Here is a 20,543-nt window from a genome sequence, read left to right as displayed (position 1 = left end):
TCGTTTCTGTCAATGACAACAGCCGGTTTTTTACCGGCTGTTGTATTTAGATTAGTGCTTGAGGATGTACATATCTTGCGTGTAATAATCGCCGCGCACATTCGGCGAAAAACCACCAATGTATGTTTTAACCATCTGAGGCTGGACGTAATAATAGATAGGCAATAATGGAATATTTTTATCTAAAATATCCGAAGCCTGTTGATAAATAGCCTCTTTATCCTGCTTATCCTTGACCGTCAGCGCTTTTTTCAACAACGCATCATATTCCGTATTACTGAATTTACCGTTATTGTTGCTGTCATTAGTTTCCAACGTATTCAGGAACGTACTGGCTTCATTGTAATCCCCCGTCCAGGATTGTCTGACCACTTCAAAATTCCCCGTACGTACGGTATCGAGCATGGTTTTCCATTCCTGGTTTTGCAGCGTCACTTCTGAGCCAAGATTCTTCTTCCACATTGAACTCGCAGCGATCGCCACACGTAAATGCGATTCCGAGGTGTTGTATAGCAGGTTGAATTTCAGCGGATGTTTTTCATCAAATCCGGCCTCTTTCAACAGTTTTTTCGCTTCCTCGTTGCGTTGTTGCTGCGTCCAACTTGCCCATTCAGGATCCTTACGCTGGAAGCCACCGATGTTTTTAGGAATCACACTGTAAGCCGGCGTCTGTCCCATCCCCAACACATTATCTGCGATGATATCTTTGTCTAAGCTGAGATCCAGAGCGCGACGGACACGGGGATCGTCAAAAGGTGCATTTTTCGTATTGAAGCGATAGAAGTAGGTACCAATCTGCGGCGCCACCTTCACTTCCTGCGGGTATTCTTTTTTCAATGATGCAAACTGAATCGGTGATAAAAGTCCCGTAATGTCAATCTCACCGGATTTGTAGCGGTTTAGCTCCGCCGCCTGCGAACTGATCGGCAAGTACGTCACTTTGTTAATCACGGTATGCGCGTTATCCCAATACTGGCTATTGCGCTTACCGACGATACGTTCGTTAACGACCCACTCGCTCAGCGTGTAGGGACCACTGCTGACAAAATTGCCGACCTGCGTCCAGTTTTCCGGATGCTTTTCAATCACCGCTTTCGGTAATGGCACCAGTACATGGTAAGCCGACATTTCCAGGAAATAGGATAGCGGATGTTCCAGTGTCACTTCAACGGTATGACTATCCAGCGCCTTGATACCCAAGGAATCTGGCGTTTTCTTGCCCACCATAATATCCGCTGCATTCTTCACATACATACTAGCGACATAGCTGCCGTAAGGCGACAGCGTTTTTGGGTCGGCAAGGCGTCGCCAGCTGTAGACCACATCGTCAGCGGTAATCGGTGAACCATCGGACCATTTGGCATCAGGCCGCAGGTAGAACGTCCACACGGTGTTGTCTTTATTCTCCCAGCGCTCCGCCAGCCGCGGCTCGATAGTACCGTCATCACCCACACGTACCAGATTATCGAAGAAATCATTGATAATGTGGCCTTCCACATCGCTTTCGACCTTATGCGGATCGAGCGAGGCAGGTTCTGAACCATTACCTCTCACCAGCTCTTGCTTATCCGCCAGCACCGCGCCGGCAGGAATCTGAGCCGCAAAAACTGATGTCATCGCTCCCGCCGTACACAGCGTAATAAACAGCAACGAGTGTTTGAAACGTTTTTTGATCAATTCATTCATATAACCTCCTGTTATATCCCCGTCATTCTTCAAGCGGTATTTACATTGTTCCAGGGTAGGTTTAAGCAATCGTTTTTACTTATTCCCCACGTAGTTAGCGTCACTACAACATAACCACAATTCATCAGAGGATTCGAGTGCTTTAATGTGAGATAACGTACGCTGGTGCAGAGGAAAAAGTGCACCAGCGCGGCAGGATTGAACCGGAGTCGCATTACAGCATATTGCGGATAACATAGTGCAGGATGCCGTCATTCTGGTAGTAGGTCAGCTCATTACGGGTGTCGATGCGGCAGCGGGTCTTGATCGTCTGCGTATTGCCGTCAGCATCAGTGATGTTGACCTCAACCGTCACCCCCGGCGTCAGCTGATTTAATCCCGAAATCGAAATCTGCTCGTCCCCAGTGAGCTTCAACGTCTTACGCGTCACGCCTTCGGGAAACTCCAGCGGCAGAATCCCCATCCCAATCAGGTTAGAACGGTGAATACGCTCGAACGATTCGGCAATCACCACGCGAACCCCCAGCAAACGCGGACCTTTCGCGGCCCAGTCGCGGCTGGAGCCCGAGCCGTATTCTTTCCCGGCAAACAGCGCCAACGGGACATTTTCGTCCTTGTAGCGCATCGCAGCGTCATAGATCGTCATCTCATTCTGCGACGGGATATGGCGGGTATAGCCGCCCTCTTTACCCGGCACCATTTCATTACGGATACGGATATTGGCAAACGTGCCGCGCATCATCACTTCATGGTTGCCGCGGCGTGAACCGTAAGAGTTGAATTCCGCAGTTTCGACGCCGCGCTCCAGCAAATATTTCCCTGCTGGGCTATCACGCTTGATATTACCGGCTGGTGAGATATGGTCGGTGGTGACCGAATCTCCCAGCATCGCCAGAATACGCGCGTTGTGGATATCCTGAACCGGTTCAGGTTCTTTCCCCATCTCCAGAAAGAAAGGCGTCTGGCGAATGTAGGTCGATTCTTCCGGCCATTGATAGGTAGGATTGTTGTCGACCTCGATATCTTGCCACTCCTGCGTGCCTTCAAACACCGCCGCATATTGCTTGTGGAACATGCCCGCTCTAACATTCAATACCGCGTCCGCCACCGCTTTCGTCGACGGCCAGATGTCCTTCAGGTAGACGGCTTTTCCGTCACGATCTTCCCCCAGCGGTTCTTGGGTCAGATCGACGTTCATATTCCCCGCCAGCGCATACGCGACCACCAGCGGCGGCGATGCCAACCAGTTCGTTTTCACCAGCGGATGGATGCGGCCTTCAAAATTACGGTTGCCTGACAACACCGCGCCAACCGTCAGATCGCCTGCTTTTATTGCGGCTTCGACCGCATCCGGCAGCGGGCCGGAGTTACCGATACAGGTGGTACACCCGTAGCCGACCAGATTAAATCCCAGTTCATCAAGGTACGGCGTCAATCCCGCTTTAGCATAGTAATCAGTTACGACGCGTGAGCCGGGCGCCAGCGAGGTTTTCACCCACGGTTTGGTTTTCAGCCCACGCTCTACGGCATTTTTTGCCAGTAGCCCTGCCGTCATCAGCACGCTCGGGTTAGAGGTATTGGTGCAGGACGTGATCGCGGCAATCACGACCGCGCCTTGATGCAAACGGTGCGTTTCACCTTCCAGCATGAATGCTTCATAATCAGAGCGATTCTTCACCGTGCTGACATCCAGTTCCCGGCTAGCGTTAAAGGCCTCCGGCACGCCAGCCAACGGTACACGATCCTGCGGACGTTTCGGCCCTGCCAGACTGGTTTCCACCGTCGCCAAATCCAGCGCGAGCTGGCTGGTGAATACTGGTTCATCCCCGGCATTGCGCCATAGCCCCTGCTGCTTACTGTAGGCTTCCACCAGCGCAATCTGTTCTTCCGCCCGGTTGGTCAAGCGCATGTAGTCTAGCGTGATCTGGTCGATAGGGAAGAAACCGCATGTCGCGCCATATTCCGGCGCCATGTTGGCGATGGTCGCCCGATCCGCCAGCGGCAGCGAATCCAGCCCATCACCGTAAAATTCTACAAACTTGCCGACCACACCGTGTTTACGCAGCATCTGCGTGACCGTCAAAACCAGATCGGTTGCCGTGATCCCTTCTCGCATCTTGCCGCTGAGTTTGACGCCGACCACATCGGGGATCAGCATCGAGACCGGTTGCCCCAGCATCGCTGCCTCGGCTTCTATCCCGCCGACGCCCCAGCCGAGCACACCCAGGCCGTTAATCATCGTGGTGTGTGAATCGGTTCCCACCAGCGTATCGGGATAGGCAACCTGTTTGTCGCCCTGCTTTTCATACCAGATGGCCTTGGCCAGATACTCCAAATTCACCTGATGGCAAATCCCGGTTCCCGGTGGCACAACGCTAAAGTGGCTAAACGCATTTTGCCCCCAGCGCAGAAACTCATAGCGTTCACGGTTACGCGCCATTTCCAGCTGTGTGTTATCCTTGAGCGCCTCACGATCGCCGAAGTGATCAACCGTCACCGAGTGGTCAATAACCAAATCGACTGGCGACAGCGGGTTAACCTTATTCACATCGCCGCCCAACCGCTTCACCGCCGCCCGCATTGCCGCCAGATCGACCACAGCGGGCACGCCGGTAAAATCCTGCATTAATACACGCGCGGGACGGTAGGCAATTTCCCGGTCAACGTGGCCGGTTTTCAGCCAGTCCACGATCGCCTGAAGATCGTCCTGCTCGACCGTGTCGCCGTCCTGATGGCGCAATAAATTCTCCAGTAGCACCTTGAGTGACTTCGGTAATTTATCGATGCTGCCGAGCGTTTTTGCCGCCTTCGACAGGCTGTAGTAATGGTAAATCTGCTGCTGTACCGTCAGTGTGTCCAGACAAGTATCGCGAAGGTGTAATGACATGCTTCCTCCCAAATGAACTTGCTTTTAGGGTATATTCGTTATTCTGTATCGGGCGTTCAATGAATAACCAGCCTGAGCTTGCGGTCTTATTTAAAGATAACACAAACAAAAAATAACGTTTTTGCAACAAGGTGATATGAACGCAGTGATAGCCGCTAGCTATTGAAAAAAGCAGATCGAAATAAACGAGAATAGGGACATTAAGAGGACAGAAAGCCGTACGGGCAGTAAGCGGAGGATAGCGAAGAAAAAAGAGAAAAACGGCCCGAAGGCCGCCTATCTCTGAGTATTAATCTGAAGCGAATTTAGACATTCCCGGTGACCATATCAGGCGTGTCTTCGTCGGCATGCCCTTGCACTTGCTCTTCCAGGCTATGGTTTCGTTCTAGCTTGGCAACAACCGCAGTCGCCATACCGTTACCAATCACATTAGTCGCCGTACGGCCCATATCCAGGAACTGATCGATACCAATAATCAGCAGAATACCCGCCTCGGGTAAGCTGAACATCGGCAATGTCGCTGCTACTACGACAACTGCGGCACGCGCTACACCCGCCATCCCTTTACTGGTGATCATCAGCGTCAGCAGAATCAGGGTCTGCTCCGTTAAACTTAAGTGAATATTGTAAGCCTGCGCGATAAACAGAATGGCAAACGCCTGATAGATCATGGAGCCAACCAGGTTAAAGGAATACCCCAGCGGAAGTATGAAGCTGGTGATTTTTTTGGGCACGCCAAATTCACTCAGCGCCTCCATCGTTTTTGGATAAGCCGCTTCGCTACTGGCCGTAGCAAACGCCAACATGCTGGGTTCGCGCAGCAGTTTGATCAGGCCCCAGGTTGCTTTCTTACCAAGGAACAGTGCGCCAGCACCGAACATGAGTCCCCATAGCAGCGCCAACCCAAGGTAGAATTCGCCGATGACTTTGCCAAAGTCGAAGAGAAGCCCCAGACCTTCGGTCGTAATAGACGACGCCAGCGAGGAAAATACCGCCAACGGCGCTAATCGCATGACATAGTCCGTCACCCGAAACATGACTTTCGCCAGTTCCTCAACCATCGTTTCCATGGTAACGGCATGCTTGTTTTGGCCTTTCACAAAAGCCAGTGCAGAACCAAAGAACATGGAGAACACCAGAATCTGCAATATTTCATTATTCGCCATCGCTTCGACAATGCTGCGTGGAAATATATGGGCGATGAAACTTTTCAGCGTAAACCCGCCAGTGTTCACGCCAGTATCTGGCGCGATTGGCGTGCTCGGAATGGCGAGATTCATGCCAACGCCTGGCTCGAAGATATTTGCCAATAACATGCCAATAAAAAGAGAGACCACTGAAGAACAAATAAACCACACCATGGCCTTCAGCCCTATTCTGCCGACGGAAGAGGAATTCCCCATACTGGCAAGACCAGAGACCAATGTTGCGAATACCAATGGCGCAATAATCATTTTTATCAAACGAAGAAAAACATCGGTCACTAAATTAAAGTAGGAGACGACCTCTTTGGTTTGCTGATCAGTTAATACAGAATGACAACCTCCGCCGACAATAATCCCGAGAACAATAGCCAAGGCGATAAAAAACAATAACCTGTTCTTTTTCATAGTAACCTCATGGTAATGAATAGCGTCAGACAATATGCATTATTAGTAAGAACTCTCCGCTCGATGCATCATCGTAATTACCCTACGGTTCATCCCGTTTTTTCTTAATATTGTCTGTACCTTGATGCAGAATAAAATTTAACCGAGAATATTATTGTCTTCCCATCAATAATAAAAACTGAGTAACAACCCAGAGGATATAAATGGAAAATTTATAGTTAGCGCATTTTTCTCCTTCGCCACAAAAGTCATTCAACATGACTACTCCTCTTTTGTTACATGCGATAAATAAGTGGGTAATCTAACCGACATGACAATAAATTGCGTCTCTTCATACCCCCTCCTATTTACATTTTTAGATATCCATGAGGCACTAGCCTGGGGGAAATAACTTAAGTTGACGGTATCATGAAAAATACGAAACCTGTCACTAATGAAATTTTTCTTATCAAGAAATTTAATAAAAATTAATTAACATCGATAAATCACGCATCGGAAAACATCGCTCACGCCACTGATTTAACCGTATTTGCTTCAAAATCCAATAACACCATTTTATTTAGCGTGTTTGCTGCGTTATCGTCTTCCCCCCCACCGTAATCGCAATTTTGAACACCCAGAAACGTCCCTAATGCTCCGTAACGCCAATGTTTCTGCACCAGCCCCAAATGGCCGATGCCAGACGCTGCACCACGTTGCTTATCTGCTCGTTGACTCCAGCAAAACAGCCTCAACATGGCGTATAAAAATTTGACGTCGCACTGTCAAATTTGCCTAAATTTCATGCAAAAATCATACATAAGGAGTATTTTGCAAGAGGCCTCACACTCTCCCATTACGTTTTGTTGTAAAAAAACGACAGTAGTTATTCAACAATCATCAGCGCATGTGTTGATGGAAAAATAATAATAGAAAGGGGTTTTCATGAAACTGTTTTATCAGGCTGAAAGCAGTTCTCTTTTTACACACATCGTTTTGATCGAATCCAAGCTGGATTTCAAGCTAGAGAAGGTCAACCTGCGCACCAAAAAGACAGAGCGTGGAGCCGACTATATGTTCATCAACCCGAAAGGCATGGTGCCTGCGCTAGAGCTGGATGATGGTTCTATCCTGACTGAAGGTGTCGCGATCGCCGAGTACATCGCCGATCTGGTTCCACACTGTAACCTTATCGCCCCTACCGGGAGCATGGCTCGCTACCATACCCTCGAATGGCTGAATTACATTTCTGCTGAGCTGCACAAAACGTTTACGCCGCTCTTCCGTCCTGGTACGCCGGAAACCTATAAAGAGCTGCTTATGGAATATTTGCAGGTCAAATTCCGTTATATCAATCTGGTGTTAAGTGAACAGAACTATCTGGTCGCTAACCGTTTTAGTATCGCCGATGCCTACCTGTTTACCGTGATGCGCTGGGCACAGTCGCTAAAACTGGATATGTTCCGCTACCCTGCGCTGGCAGCTTACCTCGACCATATTGCCGAACGCCCTTCCGTTGCGACCGCACTTAAGGTTGAAAGGTTGAAAGGATAACACGCTATAACGCCCCGAAATTCGGGGCGTTATACATTTTACGACAGGCGAATTGCCTGGAAATGATGACGCGGATTAGCAATCCCATCCTGAGCGGCCACCAGTTGTAGCTCATATTCATCCATCTCTTTCGTCACCAGCATGACTTCGTAGACAGCCGCCGTTGTGTGCTCCAGCGCCTTATCCAATGCCACCCCCTTCAGCAAGTTAACCAGTAGCAACCCACTGGTTAAATCGCCCACGCCGACAGGCTGGCGTTCAAATTCCACCAGCGGGCGGCTGATATGCCAGGCATCCGTCGGCGTGACCAGCAACATTTCAAAGCTGTCTTCACGCTCGGCCGCTCGGCTAAGGTGCTTGACCAGAATGATTTTTGGCCCTTTTTCACACAGTGCGCGCGCAGTTTCCACGGCTTCCGCCACGTTATGCACAGTACGGCCACCGAGCAGTTCCAGTTCAGGCAGATTCGGTGCGATAATATCGGCCGCAAGCAGCGATTGCTGACAGTGAAATCCAGATACGCCAGGCGCGACAATACAGCCTTTCTCTGGCGTGCCCATCACCGGATCGCAGAAGTACAGCGCATCAGGGTTAGCGGCTTTTACTTGCCGGACAATCCCCAGAATATGTTCCCCTTGCTCCGCCGAACCGATGTAACCACTCAGCACAGCATTACAGGTTTTCAGCTTGTCGATATTCGCAATCCCCTGCACCACTTCGGTCAGGTGACTGGCAGGCATCACACACCCCGTCCAGTGGCCGTATTGGGTATGGTTCGAGAATTGCACCGTATTCAACGGCCAAACGTTTGCGCCCATCCGACGCATCGGAAACTCTGCCGCGCTGTTACCAGCATGACCAAAAACGACATGGGATTGGATGGAAAGTATATTTTTCATTAGATACAACTCGAATCCTTGCCAGCGCCTGTGCGCCTCAACTTACAAGAAGAAAGGGAGCTGGCGCTCCCTTATCGGTGATGCTTATGCTTTCCAACAGATCAGGCAGTAGTGCTTTTTACCACGACGCAGCAAGGTATAGCGATCAAACAGACGATCGGAAGCACTAAAGGTGTACTCAGGATCGGCCTGTTTTTCGCCGTTAATCGTTACCGCATTCGAGGAGATCATTGTACGGGCTTGTCCGCGTGACGGCACCAGCTCAGCACTCACCAGCGCCTGTTGCAAATCAGCGCCGTTTTCCAATTCGATAATCGGCATACCATCCTGCGCCAGTTGGGCAAAATCGTCCTGCGTCATATCCTGCAATGCGCCAGAAAACAGGCTTTGCGTAATACGGCGAGCCGCTTCCAGACCCGCTTCGCCATGTACCATACGAGTCACTTCTTCCGCCAGCACGTACTGCGCGCGTGGAGCCTTGCCGCTGTTTTTATCTTCTTCTTCCAGCGCATCGATGTCTTCAAGGCTCATGAACGTGAAAAATTTCAGGAAGCGGTACACATCGGCATCTGCCGTGTTGATCCAGAATTGGTAGAATTTGTAAGGGCTGGTTTTGCTGGCATCCAGCCAGATCGCGCCGCCTTCAGTTTTACCGAATTTCGTCCCATCAGATTTGGTGATCAACGGCACAGTCAAACCGTAAACCTGTTTCTGGTTCATACGGCGCGTCAAATCAATACCGGAGGTGATGTTGCCCCATTGGTCAGAACCACCGATTTGCAACTCGACGTTATGCTGCTTGTTCAGCGAGGCAAAGTCATATCCCTGTAGCAGGTTGTAAGAAAACTCGGTAAAGGAAATACCGACGTCATCGCGGTTTAAGCGCTGTTTAACGGCTTCTTTGTTAATCATCTGATTAACTGAGAAATGTTTGCCGACATCACGCAGGAAATCCAGCACGTTCATACTGCCGAACCAATCGTAGTTATTGGCCGCGATTGCGCTGTTTGTGCCACAGTCAAAATCCAGGAATGGAGAAACCTGACGACGGATTTTTTCTACCCATTCACCTACGGTGTCAGCCGTATTCAGCTTACGCTCCGTGGCTTTAAAGCTTGGGTCACCGATCAGCCCCGTGGCACCGCCAACCAATGCAACCGGTTTGTGGCCAGCCAACTGGAAGCGTTTCAGGCAGAGCAGCGGCACCAGATGCCCCAAATGCAAGCTGTCAGCGGTGGGATCGAAGCCGCAATACAGTGCAATTGGCCCTTGCGCCAGCCGCTCTGCTAACGCACCCTCATCCGTCACCTGAGCAATCAAGCCCCGCTCTTGCAATTGTTTAATCAGGTTACTACTCACCATCGATAACTCCATTTTTATAAAAAATAGGCTGTTACGTTCCCTATTAGGGGTACGCACAACACTGTGAGAAATGCGCAGCATACCTGCCTGCCGTCGCATGATGATTTCGCTGCCGCATTACCTTGGCAACAGGCTATAAATGCCCTATCGCCGTGCAATACCCAGTCAACGCGAAACTTCATAGGATAAAGTGCTGATGATAGGAGCGCCAGCGTTTAACACGGATATTTCGCGATTAAGGCGCTAAACGATCAATCTGCCAGCCTTCTCCCTGCCGCTGGTAGAAAAACCGATCATGCAAGCGGTGTTCACCGCCCTGCCAAAACTCCACAGAATCGATAACGACGCGATAGCCTCCCCAAAAGCTCGGCAAAGGTACTTCGCCATTCTGGAATTTTTGCTTCAACTCCAAAAATTTGCTTTCTAGCACGCCGCGCGCAGAGATCCGGCTCGACTGTTTTGACACCCATGCACCAATCTGGCTGTCTCTCGGGCGGCTATGGAAATATTTCAATACCTCCAACATGGGGAGTTTCTCCACGCGCCCCAACACCATCACCTGTCGCTCCAGCATATGCCAAGGGAACAACAAACTAATACGTGGGTTGTTTTCCAAGTGATGGGCTTTGCGGCTGCCCATGTTGGTATAAAACACCATGCCTTTCTCATCATAGTGCTTAAGCAAAACGATACGTTGATAAGGTTGTCCGAATTCATCAATGGTCGCGACGGACATCGCCGTAGGATCGGCCAGTTTCGCGTCACAGGCCTGCTTCAGCCAGCGTTCAAATAAATCCAGCGGGTTAGCGGGAAGATCGCTACGGCGCAGCCCACCACGCGTGTATTCACGGCGGATGTCGGCGATATCGGCGGGTTGAAGAGGAGTACTATCAGAGGGGGAGCGTTCCTGAGTCATAATGTCCTGCTGTCGCAATGTCGGGCCAGAAGCGGGCGAAAATCCCATTTTGCTCCCGTACCCGAAAAATCGCAATCAGCAGTAACACCGTGACCGTGTGATACCGTTACAACGGTTCCAACACGCAGTCGTCTACGATCACTCGTTCACCACGTTGGATAAATGCGCGATTGCCTTTGCTCCAGAATGTGTAGGTATCATTGCTGTATCGGACGCCAGACGCGGAGACCGCCTCAGGGAGAGTCAAACGTTCACCATCCAGAAGGAAATTCACCTGCGAAGGCGTTTCACCGCCCTGCTGTAGCGTCACGGTTAACGGCATGGTACCGCATTGGTAATGCAGCGTTTCCACCGTCTGTTTATGACCAAAATAGCTGCATCCGCTCAGCAGAATCAGCGCTGTCCCCACCAGCAATCGTTTCATTCTTTTCTCCTGTCATTCTTGTTGATGGCGGCAACTGACGCTACCGCTTATTCAAGTTTAACAAGAGGATAAACCTGAACCTCTCGGCAAAATCTGATTAATCCGCGTTGGCCGGATAAATCGCGCCTAACACCGTTTCCTGACTCGCTCCCGTTACGGACGGTAGGTTGCCCGACAGTCCCGACAGCGTGCGTGAAGCCAGCCAGGCAAATGCCAATGCTTCCATATCATCACCGCTCACGCCACATTCATCCGTCGTGCTGACTTCAATGCCCGGTAGCAGCGCCGAGAGACGCGTCATGATGAGCGGATTACGCGCCCCGCCGCCACAAACCAGTAAACGTTCGCATCCACCGACCAGCAACACCTGTTCGGCGATGCTCGTTGCGGCTAATTCAACCAGCGTTGCCTGAACATCCTGCGGTGCCATCGGCGGCAATCCAGCCAGCATTTTTTCCAGCCAACCCAGGTTGAAATACTCCCGTCCGGTACTTTTGGGCGCACGTAACGCAAAGTAAGGATCGCTCAACATCCGGCGGAGTAATAGCGGATTCACCTGCCCGCTTATCGCCCACACGGCGTCTTTATCATACGGTTGTGCACGGTGCCGCCAGATCCAAGCATCCAGCAGCATATTTCCGGGCCCCGTGTCGTAACCACGTACAGGCCCGCCCGGCACCAACAGCGACAGATTGGCGATTCCCCCGATATTAAGCACGATACGCCGTTCGACAGGATGTAGCAGCAACGCATGGTGGAACGATGGCACCAACGGTGCGCCTTGCCCGCCATAAGCCACGTCACGGCGGCGAAAATCCCCCACAGTCGTAATGCCTGTCAATGCCGCTACGCGGTTATTGTCGCCTATCTGCAACGTACAGGGCGCCTCACCCGTGGGCTCATGCCAAACCGTCTGCCCGTGGCAGCCAATTGCCGTAATATCCTGAGCGCCCAACGCTGTCTCTTTAAGCAGCGCCAGCACAGCTTCGGCAAACAAGATACCCAGCCGCGTATCCAACTGCCCCAGCGCCGACAGCGTCACCGCCTGCCCCTGACACATCCCCAGGATGGCCATTTTGATGTCCTGCGGTATCGGGTGACAGTAACTGGCCTGCTGAGCAACTGTATGTTCGTCAATCGCGGCTAGCACAACATCCACACCATCCAGGCTGGTGCCGGACATTACGCCAATATATCTGCCTGATCTCATTATGTAGCCTTTGACTCTATGGGATAAAAAGAGAAAACCGCTAACAACCGTTGCCTCGAGAATAAAAGTAGCACGTTAACACGCTGAATTATTAAATTTTTTGCGTTTTTTCTACACGGTCTAGGTTTTAACCAAATAAGGGTTTTTGATAATATTTGCTACAAAAAAGCCACTGTTCGTGCGATTTACTTCTCTATTTATACGCAATTTAAGCGCACCATTATATTCTGAAAAAAAGAGTAAAAAGAGTGGCATGCTACACTGAGCCAGACCATAATTTATTGGTATAACACGATGTCGGCCAGGGCTGAAGCCAACCCGACATATTCGCTATTAAGGAGTTTGTATTATGATGAAGCGTTTACTTGTGGTTACCCTTGCTGGTATCACGCTGGCTGGTTGTGCTAATACCAGTACGCTTTCAGGTGATGTTTACAGTGCGTCCGAAGCTAAACAGGTGCAGACCGTTACCTACGGTACGATTGTTTCTACGCGCCCGGTTCAGATTCAGGCGGGAGAGGATTCTAATGTGATCGGCGCGCTGGGCGGTGCCGTACTGGGTGGTTTCCTGGGCAACACTATCGGCGGCGGTTCTGGGCGTAGTCTGGCAACAGCTGCCGGTGCGGTAGCCGGTGGGGTCGCGGGTCAAAGCGCAACGAGTGCGCTGAACCGCACACAGGGAGTAGAGTTGGAAATTCGTCGTGATGACGGTAGTACCATCATGGTAGTACAGAAACAAGGCGACACGAAATTTAGCGTAGGTCAACGCGTTGCTATGGCCAGCAATGGCCGCAACATCACCGTTTCCCCACGGTGATGTTATGTGACGATCGCCGCCAACTGCGGCGATCGTCACAACGAATAATCAACTCCCAGAATGAGTAACCAATAACAGGTATTGGTAATATTACCGGGATTTAATTCTCCCTCTGCGTAACCCAAATTTAGCTACGCTTGATTTTCATGTAATGCCAATATATTTTTCTCAAGGCGCGCAACCAGCAGCGCTAATTCATCGACCTGCTCCGGCGTAATTCCAAATAATACTTCATTACGTGTATGGCTAATTACTCCATTGACTGCCTGTATGATCGGCTCTGCCGATTCAGTCAGCATAATACGTTTTGCCCGACGATCGTGTGCACAAACGTGGCGAGTGATTAACCCTTTCTCCTCAAGCTGATCCAGTGTTCGGACTAATGAGGGTTGCTCAATACCTATCGCTTTGGCCAGTTGAATCTGTGATTGGCCTGGGGGTAAATGGTATATGTTATGCAGCGTAATCCAGTGCGTCTGAGTCAGTTCAAGTGGTTTTAACCGATGATCGACTAGCGCACGCCATACGCGCACCAGACGGGCTAAATCAGATCCTAATGGCAATTCCATCACCTCTCCTTATTGTTAGCACGCTAAGTTATATCCCTGGATTGCAATCAACTCTGATTTATAAAATAAGAAACGACTTTATTGTTGTAAAAATAGAACCATCGAGAAATGGATTCTATCAAATAAAAGTCTTTTAAAAATGATCTCAGGCTTATTTTATTCAATCGAACGCTCCTGCGTTGCTTAAACAAAATTTCACGTGAATAGACCATCTCAGACAAGATGACTTAAAACAACGATGGCTGAAGAGACTCTGCTGGCGTATCGGTTTTCTCTGAACGCTGTGACCGTTTCATTCTCTGCCGACACAAACGCAGCACATCCTGTTTCTGCGCATCACTCATTTGGCCCCAACTAAAGCGCTCATTACGACTGCGAAAGCAACCGCGACAATACCCGCCTTCATCTGCCTGACAAATACCACGGCATGGATTAGGAACCACAAAGAGTTCAAGTTGCTCTGGCACAACACCTCCTGCGACAACTCTATTTATTGAAGCCCTGTTCTTTACCGCTGGCAAGTCCAAATGGACAGTCACAATGAAAATAATTAGGTAGCCATTGTAATAACTAACGATTTTTTTACACGCCAGTCGATCTAAAAGTGACCCACCGCGCTATTTCCCCCCTCCTATTGGTACGTTTTAACACAAACCTTACTACCGTGTCGCTTTTTTAGCATCATCCCAACAGTTTGGACTCGGCAGAGCCGTAACGCTATACTTCCCTTTTGTTGCACTTTATTAACGAGGACACTATGCGTTTACTTCACACTATGCTGCGTGTTGGCGATTTACAACGTTCTATCGATTTCTATACTCAGGTTCTAGGCATGCGCGTGCTGCGTACCAGTGAGAATACCGAATACAAATACACGCTGGCTTTCGTCGGTTATACCGAAGAAAGTGAAGGTGCGGTTATCGAACTGACCTACAACTGGGGTGTCGACAGCTATGATCTGGGCAACGCCTATGGTCATATCGCATTGGGCGTTGACGATGTTGCCGCAACCTGTGAGCGTATCCGTAAAGCGGGGGGCAATGTCACGCGTGAAGCCGGCCCGGTCAAAGGCGGCACAACCGTCATCGCGTTCATTGAAGATCCAGACGGCTATAAAATTGAATTGATCGAAAATGTCCACGCGGGTAACGGCATCGGCCACTGATATATCTCGCATGCTACAGGTGCTGCATCGGCACCTGTTCTCCCCCCTCTTCTTCTACCACCTTCGGCGTTTGAACGGCAACAGCATGCTGCATCTCCAGTCAAAATTTGCAATAATGCGCGCTGCGTTTTGCTAACAATTAAGAGACAAATGGCTGATAAAAGTGATCTGAATGCCCTGAGCGGCCGTTTTCGTGGGTTTTACCCGGTAGTGATTGATGTTGAAACCGCCGGATTTAATGCGAAAACCGATGCCTTGCTAGAGGTTGCGGCGGTAACATTAAAAATGGATCAAGACGGTTGGTTGAAGCCAGATGAAACGCTACATTTTCATGTTGAACCATTCGAAGGTGCTATCCTCGAACCCGCTGCGCTGGCGTTTAACGGCATTGACCCTACCAATCCGCTACGCGGTGCCGTGAGCGAATATGATGCGCTGCACGACATTTTCAAAGTCGTGCGCAAAGGGATCAAAGAGCAAAACTGCAACCGTGCCATTATCGTGGCGCATAATGCTACATTCGACCATAGTTTCATGATGGCGGCAGCGGAGCGCTGTAGCCTGAAACGCAACCCGTTTCATCCTTTCGCCACCTTCGATACCGCGGCACTCAGCGGGCTGGTGTTAGGACAAACCGTCCTTGCTAAGGCCTGTATTACCGCGGGTATTGCATTTGACTCCAGCCAGGCACATTCCGCACTGTATGACACCAACCAAACGGCCTTGTTGTTCTGTGAGTTGGTTAATCGCTGGAAACGTCTGGGCGGGTGGCCGATTGCGCAGGAAGAACATGTGCTGGAAGACGCGTCAGTTGAAGACTGAAAAGACGGGAAAATCAGAGATAAAAGAACGGGTGCCATAAGGCACCCGCTGGAAGGATTTACGCTCGCATGGTAATGACATGTGGCATCGTCATTACATCAAAAGAACGCATCACTCTTGATCGGCCTGCTGCGCTTTGTACTTGTCGGCCGTTTCTTTGATCAGCGGTTGCAGTTCACCACGCTGGAACATTTCAACTACGATATCACAACCGCCAATCAGCTCGCCGTCAACCCACAACTGCGGGAATGTCGGCCAATTCGCATATTTCGGCAGCTCAGCGCGAATATCCGGATTCTGTAAAATATCAACATACGCAAAACGCTCGCCGCATGCAGACAACGCCTGAACCGTCTGTGCGGAAAAACCACAGCTTGGCAATTTAGGGGAGCCTTTCATGTACAGCAGAATCGGGTTTTCAGCAATTTGGCGCTGAATTTTTTCAATTGTCGGTGTCGTCATCTTCTTGCTTCCTTAAACCTATAGGATGGCTAACGTCCAAAACGCTAGCCATGAGCCGCCGTCAGAGGTACTACGACAGCGACATTGACTCAGTGATATTGTACCGATGCCACCAGCCACAAAAAAACGCCATTTTTTGTAGGGGTATTTTCCCTGCACGTTATTCGCCATTGATGAAATCAACGCCAGAACGCGTTGATAAATCAATCGAAAAAACAACTATTAATGTTTTTTCACTATTCTGTATGAATAAAGCGGCCATGCCCACTTTTTTATGCCGCCGTTTTCAGGAATACTGTGCGGATTGAGCGAGTTAAGGATTATGTTCGGTTACTTTTATCATGCGCTTGTTTATTACTCTTTTTATATTATTTTTCAGCAATCTATCCCTGAACGTCGTTCAGGCTGCGCCGCATACCCCACATTCTGCGCTAAAGAAAAGCACCGTTGAAGAAACCAATAAGAAAAGCCGTCAAACAAAGGGTAATGCGAAATCACCGACACCAATCAAAAGCAAAAAACCAGAACCTACCGCTGCCATTACGAAAACCACCCCCCGCAGCGCGAACAAATCAACAGAAAAAAAGCTGTCACGGACGCAAAGCAGCACACCCGCACTAGTGAAAAAAAACCTCAAAAAGCTGAAGCCTGAAAAACAGAAGCAGACAACCGCACAGGTCAGAGTCAAAACCGGGCTGAAGAAGACGGCGCTTAAGACAAAAGCGGAGAAAGATCCGGCCCCTAGAGAAAAAGGCATGGCGCTGAGTGCGGCGCATAAAAAGCGTTATCAGCATGCCAAAACGACAGCAATGAATAAGTTGATGAGCCAGATAGGCAAGCCTTACCACTGGGGTGGCTCATCTCCCTTTACCGGATTCGACTGTAGCGGACTGGTCTATTATGCGTACAAAGATGTCGTTAAGATCCAGATTCCACGTACCGCTAACGAAATGTATCATCTGCATGATGCCGCTCCGATTAAAAAGAGCGAGCTGGAAAGCGGCGATTTGGTCTTCTTCCGTATCAATAATCGCGGCGCAGCCGATCACGTCGGGGTTTATCTGGGAGAAGGGAAGTTTATCCAGTCGCCGCGTACAGGTTCAGATATTCGTATCAGCAAGTTGAGTGAAGATTATTGGCAGGAGCACTACGTTGGCGCGCGTCGCGTGGTAACACCACAGACGATTCGTTGAGAAACAGATTACATAAATCGATTCAGACACATTTTATGCAATATAAACGTGTCTGATATACCAAAACCACACAGAAGCATCGTTCGGTTAGTTCAGCACCGCAACAAAACTGAACACAATGATCATCGCCAGTGCGCCAACCGTTGTCAGCAAAGACATCTTTAGATCTGTATTCATAAACCACTCCTTATTAACGAACAAATTTTACCTGAAAGAGGAAACCGCCCTTTACAGCGAACCCATTCAGGCGCTTAAATCCACAAACAATAGGGTTATTACGATTCTTTCATAATTTCAGTGAAAAATCTCGGACGAATGCATCACTAATAGTATAAATTAGCCCTTTCACTTTCATGATAAATCGGACACAATCCGCTGTTTATGAAAGCGCTGCGTATCGGTCGAAAAACGTCAAGCCTGATCCCTTCGGTATAACATTCGGCATTCTCCTTCTGAAATCCTGTTTTTTAGCTTAGAAGAAGAACTTTAAACGCAGGCAAACGATTAACAATATACTTACGTCTGTAACAGGTAAGTTCAGGAGTCATTTTTAGATGGCAACGATTAAAGATGTGGCAAAACGTGCTGGCGTTTCCACCACAACCGTATCGCACGTGATCAATAAAACACGTTTCGTCGCCGAAGAGACTAAGGCAGCCGTCAGGGCGGCAATCAAAGAATTACACTATTCGCCCAGCGCCGTCGCCCGCAGCCTCAAAGTTAATCACACTAAATCAATCGGTTTGCTGGCCACATCCAGCGAAGCCCCCTATTTCGCCGAGATCATCGAAGCCGTCGAAAACAGCTGCTATGCCAAAGGCTACACGCTGGTGCTGTGTAATTCGCATAACGACATCGGTAAGCAGCGCGCTTATCTCTCCATGCTGGCGCAAAAACGCGTGGACGGTCTCCTGGTGATGTGCGCCGAATATCCACCAGAGCTGTTGGCGATGCTGGAAGATTACCGCAGCATTCCGATGGTCGTGATGGACTGGGGACAGATACACAGCGATTTTACCGATACGATTATCGATAACGCCTTTGAAGGCGGTTATATGGCAGGCCGCTACCTGATCGAACGCGGTCATCGGGATATCGGTGCCATCCCCGGCATTCAGGAACGCAACACCGGCAGCGGGCGCTACCTCGGCTTTTTAAAAGCCTTGAAGGAAGCAGACATTACTGTACGCGAAGAGTGGGTGGTTCAGGGCGATTTCGAGCCGGAATCCGGTTATAAAGCCATGCATCAGATTCTCGCGCAGAAACAGCGACCAACGGCCGTATTCTGCGGCGGCGATATCATGGCGATGGGCGCTATCTGTGCGGCAGACGAACTGGGTCTACGCGTGCCGCAGGATATTTCGGTGATCGGTTATGACAACGTGCGCCACGCGCGTTTCTTTACGCCGGCGCTGACCACCATTCATCAGCCCAAAGAGCGACTAGGTCAATCCGCCTTCGCGATGTTGCTGGATCGTATTACCAGTAAGCGGGAAGATGCGCACGTCATTGAAGTCCATCCGACGTTAATTGAGCGACGCTCTGTGGCAGACGGCCCTTACCTCGACTATCGCCGCTAAACGCGGCGACACGATACAGACAACTTTCTTATTCCAGCCAGTTCTCCTTTATGCTTCAGCCAATTTTCTTGTATGCTGGCTGAAGTCGTTCTAAATTAAATACCGCGTTTCATTTTCTCTGGTGACAACCGATACGTCGGCTGCGATAAGTGCTGTCCAGGTATGTTTTACGATACTTTTACACGTGAAAAGTTAAGGAGACATGATGGGTTTACCTTATACAGAAGAATGGGATAACGATATCGCTCCCTGGTTCCACATCGTGCAGGACATGTTGGATGCAGCGGATATCACCATAAACGGCCCTCGCCCTTTTGACATCCACGTAACCCATCCCGGCTTTTTTAAACGTATTCTGCGTGAAGGAGCGCTGGGATTGGGAGAAAGTTACATGGACGGATGGTGGGAATGTGAACGACTTGATATGTTTTCCCATCGCGTCCTGCGTGCGGGGCTGGAGGCGAAACTGCCCCGCCGTCTGCACGATCTTACGCGAGTAGCCCTTTCTCGTGTCATGAATCCGCAATCCCGCAGACGCGCTCAGATTGTTGGCAAAGCGCATTACGATTTAGGCAATGACCTCTTTACCCTGATACTGGATCCTTACATGCAATACTCCTGTGCTTACTGGAAACAAGCACAGACGCTGGAACAGGCACAGGAAGATAAACTCGCCATGATTTGCGAAAAGCTTCAGTTAAAATCGGGAATGACGTTGCTGGATATTGGCTGCGGCTGGGGAGGACTTGCAGAATTCGCAGCTCGCCACTACGGTGTGTCGGTTTATGGTGTCACCATTTCCAGAGAGCAGCAGATGCTGGCACAACAGCGTTGTCAGAATCTGAATGTCACGATTGATCTACAGGATTACCGCGATCTCGATCGGCAATTCGACCGCGTGGTGTCGGTAGGCATGTTTGAACACGTCGGGCCACGCAACTATGATCGCTATTTTCGCGTCGTACGGCGTAACCTAAAGCCTAACGGGCTGTTTCTGCTGCATACCATCGGAGCCAATAAGACCGATCCACATGTCGATCCCTGGATTCATAAATACATCTTCCCCAACGGCTGCATTCCCTCTATACAACATATTGCACAGGCAAGTGAGCCTTATCTGGTGATGGAGGACTGGCACAATTTCGGGGCCGATTACGATCGTACATTAATGGCGTGGCATACGCGCTTTCAGCAAAGTTGGCCACAGCTTTCCACTCACTATCCTGCCCGCTTCCGCCGGATGTTCAGCTACTACCTTAACCTCTGTGCCGGTGCCTTCAGAGCAAGAACGCTCCAACTCTGGCAAGTGTTGTTCAGCCTGGAGGGAATCGAAGGGGGAATACGCGTCTCACGCTGACAGAAAAGAAAAAACCGGACGAGGCTGTTCGTCCGGCTTACGAGAACAGGC

Annotated in this window: 19 protein-coding genes; 7 read left to right on the top strand and 12 right to left on the bottom strand. The window is 49.9% G+C overall.

What is annotated here, in order from left to right; genetic code table 11:
- Nucleotides 1-51: 51 nt before the first annotated feature.
- From ACKQAD_RS00345 to ACKQAD_RS00335, 3 genes are all read right to left on the bottom strand, one after another.
- Nucleotides 52-1,686: an ABC transporter substrate-binding protein gene (locus ACKQAD_RS00345; RefSeq protein WP_409158301.1), complete on the bottom strand. Its 1,635-nt coding sequence runs from the start codon at nucleotides 1,684-1,686 to the stop codon at nucleotides 52-54.
- Nucleotides 1,687-1,900: 214 nt separating this feature from the next.
- Nucleotides 1,901-4,573: an aconitate hydratase AcnA gene (gene acnA / locus ACKQAD_RS00340; protein WP_409158300.1), complete on the bottom strand. Its 2,673-nt coding sequence runs from the start codon at nucleotides 4,571-4,573 to the stop codon at nucleotides 1,901-1,903.
- 305 nt (nucleotides 4,574-4,878) lie between these two features.
- A complete protein-coding gene (locus ACKQAD_RS00335) occupies nucleotides 4,879-6,183 on the bottom strand; it encodes a dicarboxylate/amino acid:cation symporter (protein ID WP_409158299.1) in 1,305 nt (434 codons plus the stop codon).
- A gap of 924 nt (nucleotides 6,184-7,107) precedes the next feature.
- On the opposite strand from ACKQAD_RS00335, the gene gstA reads away from it, so the two are divergent.
- The gene (gene gstA / locus ACKQAD_RS00330; RefSeq protein WP_409158298.1) at nucleotides 7,108-7,716 is read left to right on the top strand and encodes a glutathione transferase GstA; all 609 of its coding nucleotides are present in this window, start codon (nucleotides 7,108-7,110) and stop codon (nucleotides 7,714-7,716) included.
- 38 nt (nucleotides 7,717-7,754) lie between these two features.
- Here the strand turns inward: gstA and pdxY are convergent, their stop codons facing one another.
- The 5 genes from pdxY to anmK form a co-directional block, all read right to left on the bottom strand.
- Nucleotides 7,755-8,615: a pyridoxal kinase PdxY gene (pdxY, locus tag ACKQAD_RS00325; protein ID WP_409158297.1), complete on the bottom strand. Its 861-nt coding sequence runs from the start codon at nucleotides 8,613-8,615 to the stop codon at nucleotides 7,755-7,757.
- Between the two features lie 84 nt (nucleotides 8,616-8,699).
- On the bottom strand, nucleotides 8,700-9,977 hold the full coding sequence (gene tyrS / locus ACKQAD_RS00320) for a tyrosine--tRNA ligase (protein ID WP_409158296.1): 1,278 nt from the start codon (nucleotides 9,975-9,977) through the stop codon (nucleotides 8,700-8,702).
- 235 nt (nucleotides 9,978-10,212) lie between these two features.
- A complete protein-coding gene (pdxH, locus tag ACKQAD_RS00315; protein WP_409158439.1) occupies nucleotides 10,213-10,893 on the bottom strand; it encodes a pyridoxamine 5'-phosphate oxidase in 681 nt (226 codons plus the stop codon).
- Between the two features lie 106 nt (nucleotides 10,894-10,999).
- Nucleotides 11,000-11,317, bottom strand: a complete 318-nt coding sequence (locus ACKQAD_RS00310; RefSeq protein WP_409158295.1) for an MliC family protein — start codon at nucleotides 11,315-11,317, stop codon at nucleotides 11,000-11,002.
- A 97-nt stretch (nucleotides 11,318-11,414) separates the two neighbouring features.
- On the bottom strand, nucleotides 11,415-12,527 hold the full coding sequence (gene anmK / locus ACKQAD_RS00305) for an anhydro-N-acetylmuramic acid kinase (RefSeq protein WP_409158294.1): 1,113 nt from the start codon (nucleotides 12,525-12,527) through the stop codon (nucleotides 11,415-11,417).
- 349 nt (nucleotides 12,528-12,876) lie between these two features.
- Here anmK and ACKQAD_RS00300 point away from each other — a divergent pair, with 349 nt between their 5' ends.
- Complete coding sequence (locus ACKQAD_RS00300; protein WP_409158293.1) at nucleotides 12,877-13,344, top strand: outer membrane lipoprotein; 468 nt, start codon at nucleotides 12,877-12,879, stop codon at nucleotides 13,342-13,344.
- Between the two features lie 131 nt (nucleotides 13,345-13,475).
- Here ACKQAD_RS00300 and slyA read toward each other — a convergent pair whose 3' ends face one another.
- Together slyA and ACKQAD_RS00290 are read right to left on the bottom strand one after the other, a co-directional pair.
- Complete coding sequence (gene slyA, locus ACKQAD_RS00295) at nucleotides 13,476-13,913, bottom strand: transcriptional regulator SlyA (RefSeq protein ID WP_409158292.1); 438 nt, start codon at nucleotides 13,911-13,913, stop codon at nucleotides 13,476-13,478.
- A 227-nt stretch (nucleotides 13,914-14,140) separates the two neighbouring features.
- Nucleotides 14,141-14,380, bottom strand: coding sequence for a DUF1289 domain-containing protein (locus ACKQAD_RS00290; protein ID WP_409158291.1), 240 nt, complete (start codon nucleotides 14,378-14,380; stop codon nucleotides 14,141-14,143).
- 290 nt (nucleotides 14,381-14,670) lie between these two features.
- Here ACKQAD_RS00290 and gloA point away from each other — a divergent pair, with 290 nt between their 5' ends.
- Both gloA and rnt read left to right on the top strand, forming a co-directional pair.
- A complete protein-coding gene (gene gloA / locus ACKQAD_RS00285; protein ID WP_409158290.1) occupies nucleotides 14,671-15,078 on the top strand; it encodes a lactoylglutathione lyase in 408 nt (135 codons plus the stop codon).
- A gap of 150 nt (nucleotides 15,079-15,228) precedes the next feature.
- Entirely contained in the window at nucleotides 15,229-15,900 is a 672-nt protein-coding gene (gene rnt / locus ACKQAD_RS00280) for a ribonuclease T (protein ID WP_409158289.1), read from the top strand.
- Nucleotides 15,901-16,011: 111 nt separating this feature from the next.
- Here rnt and ACKQAD_RS00275 read toward each other — a convergent pair whose 3' ends face one another.
- On the bottom strand, nucleotides 16,012-16,362 hold the full coding sequence (locus ACKQAD_RS00275) for a Grx4 family monothiol glutaredoxin (RefSeq protein ID WP_010276591.1): 351 nt from the start codon (nucleotides 16,360-16,362) through the stop codon (nucleotides 16,012-16,014).
- Nucleotides 16,363-16,703: 341 nt separating this feature from the next.
- On the opposite strand from ACKQAD_RS00275, the gene ACKQAD_RS00270 reads away from it, so the two are divergent.
- A complete protein-coding gene (locus ACKQAD_RS00270; protein WP_409158288.1) occupies nucleotides 16,704-17,555 on the top strand; it encodes a C40 family peptidase in 852 nt (283 codons plus the stop codon).
- A gap of 87 nt (nucleotides 17,556-17,642) precedes the next feature.
- On the opposite strand, the gene cydH is transcribed toward ACKQAD_RS00270, so the two are convergent.
- Nucleotides 17,643-17,732: a cytochrome bd-I oxidase subunit CydH gene (gene cydH / locus ACKQAD_RS00265; protein WP_409158287.1), complete on the bottom strand. Its 90-nt coding sequence runs from the start codon at nucleotides 17,730-17,732 to the stop codon at nucleotides 17,643-17,645.
- A 377-nt stretch (nucleotides 17,733-18,109) separates the two neighbouring features.
- Between cydH and purR the strand changes: the two genes are divergently transcribed.
- Both purR and cfa read left to right on the top strand, forming a co-directional pair.
- Nucleotides 18,110-19,135, top strand: a complete 1,026-nt coding sequence (gene purR / locus ACKQAD_RS00260; protein WP_409158286.1) for an HTH-type transcriptional repressor PurR — start codon at nucleotides 18,110-18,112, stop codon at nucleotides 19,133-19,135.
- A 205-nt stretch (nucleotides 19,136-19,340) separates the two neighbouring features.
- A complete protein-coding gene (cfa, locus tag ACKQAD_RS00255; RefSeq protein WP_409158438.1) occupies nucleotides 19,341-20,492 on the top strand; it encodes a cyclopropane fatty acyl phospholipid synthase in 1,152 nt (383 codons plus the stop codon).
- The last annotated feature ends 51 nt before the right edge of the window (nucleotides 20,493-20,543 follow it).

It is taken from the genome of Pectobacterium artocarpous, assembly GCF_046159765.1.
Lineage (GTDB): Bacteria > Pseudomonadota > Gammaproteobacteria > Enterobacterales > Enterobacteriaceae > Pectobacterium.
Note: the sequence above shows the minus strand (reverse complement) of the source record. Positions and strands in the feature narration are given on the sequence as shown.